5 protein-coding genes and 1 pseudogene are annotated in these 4,171 nt (G+C 38.2%); 4 read left to right on the plus strand and 2 right to left on the minus strand.

What is annotated here, in order from left to right; translation table 11 throughout:
* On the minus strand, window positions 1-822 hold an 822-nt coding region (locus ACQKKK_RS21460; RefSeq protein WP_427618928.1), incomplete at its 3' end, for an SH3 domain-containing protein.
* A 606-nt stretch (window positions 823-1,428) separates the two neighbouring features.
* On the opposite strand from ACQKKK_RS21460, the gene ACQKKK_RS21465 reads away from it, so the two are divergent.
* From ACQKKK_RS21465 to ACQKKK_RS21480, 4 genes are all read left to right on the plus strand, one after another.
* On the plus strand, window positions 1,429-2,034 hold the full coding sequence (locus ACQKKK_RS21465) for a protein kinase family protein (protein WP_427618930.1): 606 nt from the start codon (window positions 1,429-1,431) through the stop codon (window positions 2,032-2,034).
* A gap of 31 nt (window positions 2,035-2,065) precedes the next feature.
* Window positions 2,066-2,509: a DUF6376 family protein gene (locus tag ACQKKK_RS21470; RefSeq protein WP_427618932.1), complete on the plus strand. Its 444-nt coding sequence runs from the start codon at window positions 2,066-2,068 to the stop codon at window positions 2,507-2,509.
* A 161-nt stretch (window positions 2,510-2,670) separates the two neighbouring features.
* Window positions 2,671-3,099, plus strand: coding sequence for an SRPBCC family protein (locus ACQKKK_RS21475; protein ID WP_427618934.1), 429 nt, complete (start codon window positions 2,671-2,673; stop codon window positions 3,097-3,099).
* Window positions 3,100-3,465, plus strand: a complete 366-nt coding sequence (locus tag ACQKKK_RS21480; protein ID WP_427618936.1) for an ArsR/SmtB family transcription factor — start codon at window positions 3,100-3,102, stop codon at window positions 3,463-3,465.
* Between the two features lie 114 nt (window positions 3,466-3,579).
* On the opposite strand, the pseudogene ACQKKK_RS21485 reads toward ACQKKK_RS21480, so the two are convergent.
* Window positions 3,580-3,906 (minus strand): annotated as a pseudogene (locus ACQKKK_RS21485) (thioredoxin family protein); the annotation flags it as partial.
* Between the last annotated feature and the right edge of the window lie 265 nt (window positions 3,907-4,171).

Raw genomic sequence — 4,171 nt, forward strand, 5'->3', positions numbered from 1 at the left:
CACATATTTCGTCGTCGTTTTTTCAGGTGTAACTACTGTGGATCCCGATCCCGGCTTTGTTGTCGATAGATATTTAGTGCTGACATATCCGTCTTTTCCATTGGCTTTGATTTTCGCCCAGCCATTGGATTCCGAATACACCGTCACTTGTGTTCCTTTTGGAAGCGTCGCAACTATGCTGGCAGTATCTGTACCGCTTTTTCGCATATTGAGGGAACCCGAGCTGACATTTACATATTTCGTCGTCGTTTTTTCTGGTGTAACTACTGTGGATCCCGATCCCGGCTTTGTTGTCGATAGATATTTAGTGCTGACATATCCGTCTTTTCCATTGGCTTTGATTTTTGCCCAGCCATTGGATTCCGAATACACCGTCACTTGTGTTCCTTTTGGAAGCGTCGCGACTATGCTTGCACTTTCCATACCGCTTTTTCGCATATTAAGTGAACCTGAGCTGACATTCACATATTTCGTCGTCGTTTTAACGGTTGCCGCAGCTTTGGTTACCGTTCCAGGCTTTGTCGTCGATAGATACTTGGTACTGACATATCCGTCTTTTCCATTGGCTTTTATTTTCGTCCAGCCTTGGGATTCCGAATACACTGTTACCTGTGTGCCTTTTGCCAGCTTGGCGACTACGCTTGCACTTTCAGTACCTGTTTTTCTCATATTGAGCGAGCCGGAATTTACATTGACGAACATGACGCTTGTTTCAATATTGGCCTGTTCTGCATGTAGTGGAGCTGCAGATATTTTTTCTTCGAAAGCAACTGTAGACAACACTGCAAAACAGAAAGTTGGTAAAATTAATTTTTTCTTCATCTCATTCTCCCTACTAAAGAATTATGTTTTTAACATTTATTTAAATATCGGTTAAATTAAGTATTACATTATAGGTATTTATCCTCATTCATTAAAAACATACCATATTACTTTAAATCTTTAGAGAGATTGGTGAACTTGTAATAAAATAGTAAACTAATAGACTTTTAATTAATTTAATAGACATATTTGAAATGAAAATTCATTTCCTAAGTTTCTTGAAGCGATACACAAGTTTGATGACGAAATAAAGTATATTGAAATACTTATTCAGTTAATTAATTTATGGGGACGAACATCTTTATGCATATACCGAATATACATAAAGGGTAAACATACAATCCTTATATTTGACGGATTGAGGCAATAATCTATATAATCACTATAAATACTTATATGAATCCTTCTGTTAAGGGGAGTAGCTATACAATAAAGTCGTCAATACAGGATTTTATCCTCGGCTTTATTGGCAACTGATCTTAGTTGTTTGCAAGACCTTGCCGATTATTTGGTGAGGTCTTTTAATTTTTAAAAGACGGTATAACCAACAATCGGTTATACCGTCTTTTTTTGATTCGAAAAAAATTCACAATAGAGGTGAAAAGCATGCAAAACTATTATGAATTAGCTCAAAGCGTTAAGATTTCCGATGATAAAAAGCATATATTGCTTGATGCCGACCAATCTTTATCACTTATCGGAAAAGGCCGCAGTGCTTATGTATTTCGAATACATTCCACCAATAAAGCCCTAAAAGTGTTTTTCCCGGACCATACTCACACAGCAAAAGTAGAAGCTGAAATATACAAAACCGTTCAAGCCATCGATTACTATCCAACTCTATATGATGCGGGGGTAAATTATTTGGTTATAGATCACATCGAAGGCAACACTCTTTTTGAATGTTTAACATTAGGAATCCCGATAACGGAAAAAAACATCGAGGAGATTGATCATGCCTTACAATTAGCAAGGAAAGAGGGATTGAACCCTTCGGATATCCATTTACGAAACATCTTCATCACTTCCGAAATGAAGGTGAAGATCATTGACGTTGCAAGGTTTAAGCAACTGAAATCCTGTAATCAGTGGCATGACCTGAAAAGTGCTTTTCACCTTTTATATTCGAAGTCATTTTTTCCGAAGAAAATCCCTGGCTTCATACTGAATTCCATTGCAGCGATTTATAAAAAGAGATTCTTGCCCATCTGATCATCACCATAAAATAACATTGGAGGCATATATGAAAAAAAGAATGACCATGGTTTTTCTGTTCTTCCTTATATTAAGCGGGTGCTCGGTTTTGGGAGAAGTCAATTCATCATTGGAGTATGCAGATAATGCGACGGGATATATTAATACCGTTAAGGAATTTGCCAATGAGGTGCCCGCATTGGCACAAGATGCCGTAACGAATGCCGAAGCAAGGGGAAATCTTGAAAAAGAATTGCAATTGATGAAAACGGAGATTGAAGAATTCAATGCAACTGAACCACCCCAAATCGCTGAAGGCATCCATGAGAAAATCGTCAGCTCAAATCAACAGCTTTCAGATGGAATTGAATTATACTTGAATAATATTGAAAATGACCAAATCGACCCTAAGGCATTGGAAAATTCAGAGGTAATGAAATCAATCGATAATTTAACAGGGCTGGCAAAACAAATTGAAGAATTGGGTAATTAAGCAGTCTGCTTCATTAAAATGTCCCTTATTCCTGATTTCAAGGAATCAGGAATAAAAGAATGGCTCGAAACAAATCCTTGACATGAAACCAAAAGGTTTTATATAATCAACAAAGCAAAACCAATTGGTTTCATATTTTTCAATGACAAAGGAGAATCAGTATGGAAAAACAACATACATTACAAGATGTCAAAAAGACGGTTATTCTTGAAGCACCTATCCAAAAAGTTTGGGATACAGTTTCGACTGCCGAGGGTATAGCTTCATGGTTCATGCCAAATGATTTTCAACCGAAAGTGGGACATGAGTTCCATGTGCAATCACCTTTTGGTCCATCTCCTTGTAAGGTAATGGAGTTAGATGCTCCTCATCGGCTTTCATTCACTTGGGATACGGACGGTTGGATTGTTTCATTCATTTTAAAAGAACTGGATGGCAAAACGGAGTTTACCCTTATTCATGGTGGTTGGAAAGAGCCTGAAACGATTCTTCCGAAACCGAACGAAAAAAGCTCAGTGGTTCGCGATAAAATGGCAAGTGGCTGGGAACAGATCGTTAATTTAAAACTTAAAAAGGTTGTTGAGGGCTAAGTGTCTTCAGCAGAAAAGCATGATGTTTTCCAGGCTATCGCCGACCCAACCCGCAGAAAGGTCCTGCAATTGCTTGCTAAAGGGGATTTACCCATTTCGGAAATCACTTCTCACTTTTCCATGAGCCGAACAGCGATAGCCAAGCATCTTCATGTCCTTTCCGAAGCTGAATTGGTCAGCGGCCGGAAGGTAGGAAGAGAGAAACGCTTTCGGCTTCAGCCAGAACCTTTAGCGGAATTAAAACAGTGGCTTTCTTTTTACGACCATTTTTGGGATAACAAACTATCCATCCTTAAACATGTGATTGAAAAACCAGGGGAAAATGGATTGAAAGCCATTGAAAAAGAAAAGGATATGGATGAATAAGCTTAATGAAATAGAACTGGCAGCAAGATATTCCGAGAACATTTTTAAATGAGAGTCCCAAAAACAAAGGTGAACCCCGCATGACAACATGCGGGGTTCACCTTTCAAGAACTTTTATAGGTCATTCAGAAATTCATTGATTGCCTCTGGGGTTTTAGCATTCGCACTGTGCAGGTGTGCAATCTTTTCGCCATTTTTAAAAACCAATAAAGATGGAATTCCCATCACGGTTTGCTCTTCTGAAATCTCTGGAAACTCGTCACGATCGATTGTAAACCACTGTTTGTCTTGATGTTCTTGGGTGATCTCATCAATGAACATGTCTAAACGTTTGCAGTCTGGACACCATGTAGTCGTAAAAATCCCGACCGTCAGTCCCTCTTGTTTAATTTGTTCACGGTATTCTTGTTCTGTATTAATATTTTTCATGATTGTCCCCTCCGAGCTTTTCTTATCATCATCATACTTTCATACATGAATAAATGTACTCAAGGATTAATATATAATTAATTCCTTAACAGTACAAACGGTTTATCCTGGATCTGGTTCGGTGTGCCACTTCCGAACCCCCTTTGGTAAACAAAAACAAAAACAAAAAAAAGCCACTACCCAGGAGGCTGCTGAAAAACTCACGTTTTTCTAACTAGTACGGTAAATCAAATTAAAAAAAGACGATTCTCATTCGATACTTGAATGGAAATCGTCT

This window comes from Peribacillus sp. NPDC006672 (assembly GCF_050274955.1).
Classification (GTDB): Bacteria; Bacillota; Bacilli; order Bacillales; family DSM-1321; genus Peribacillus.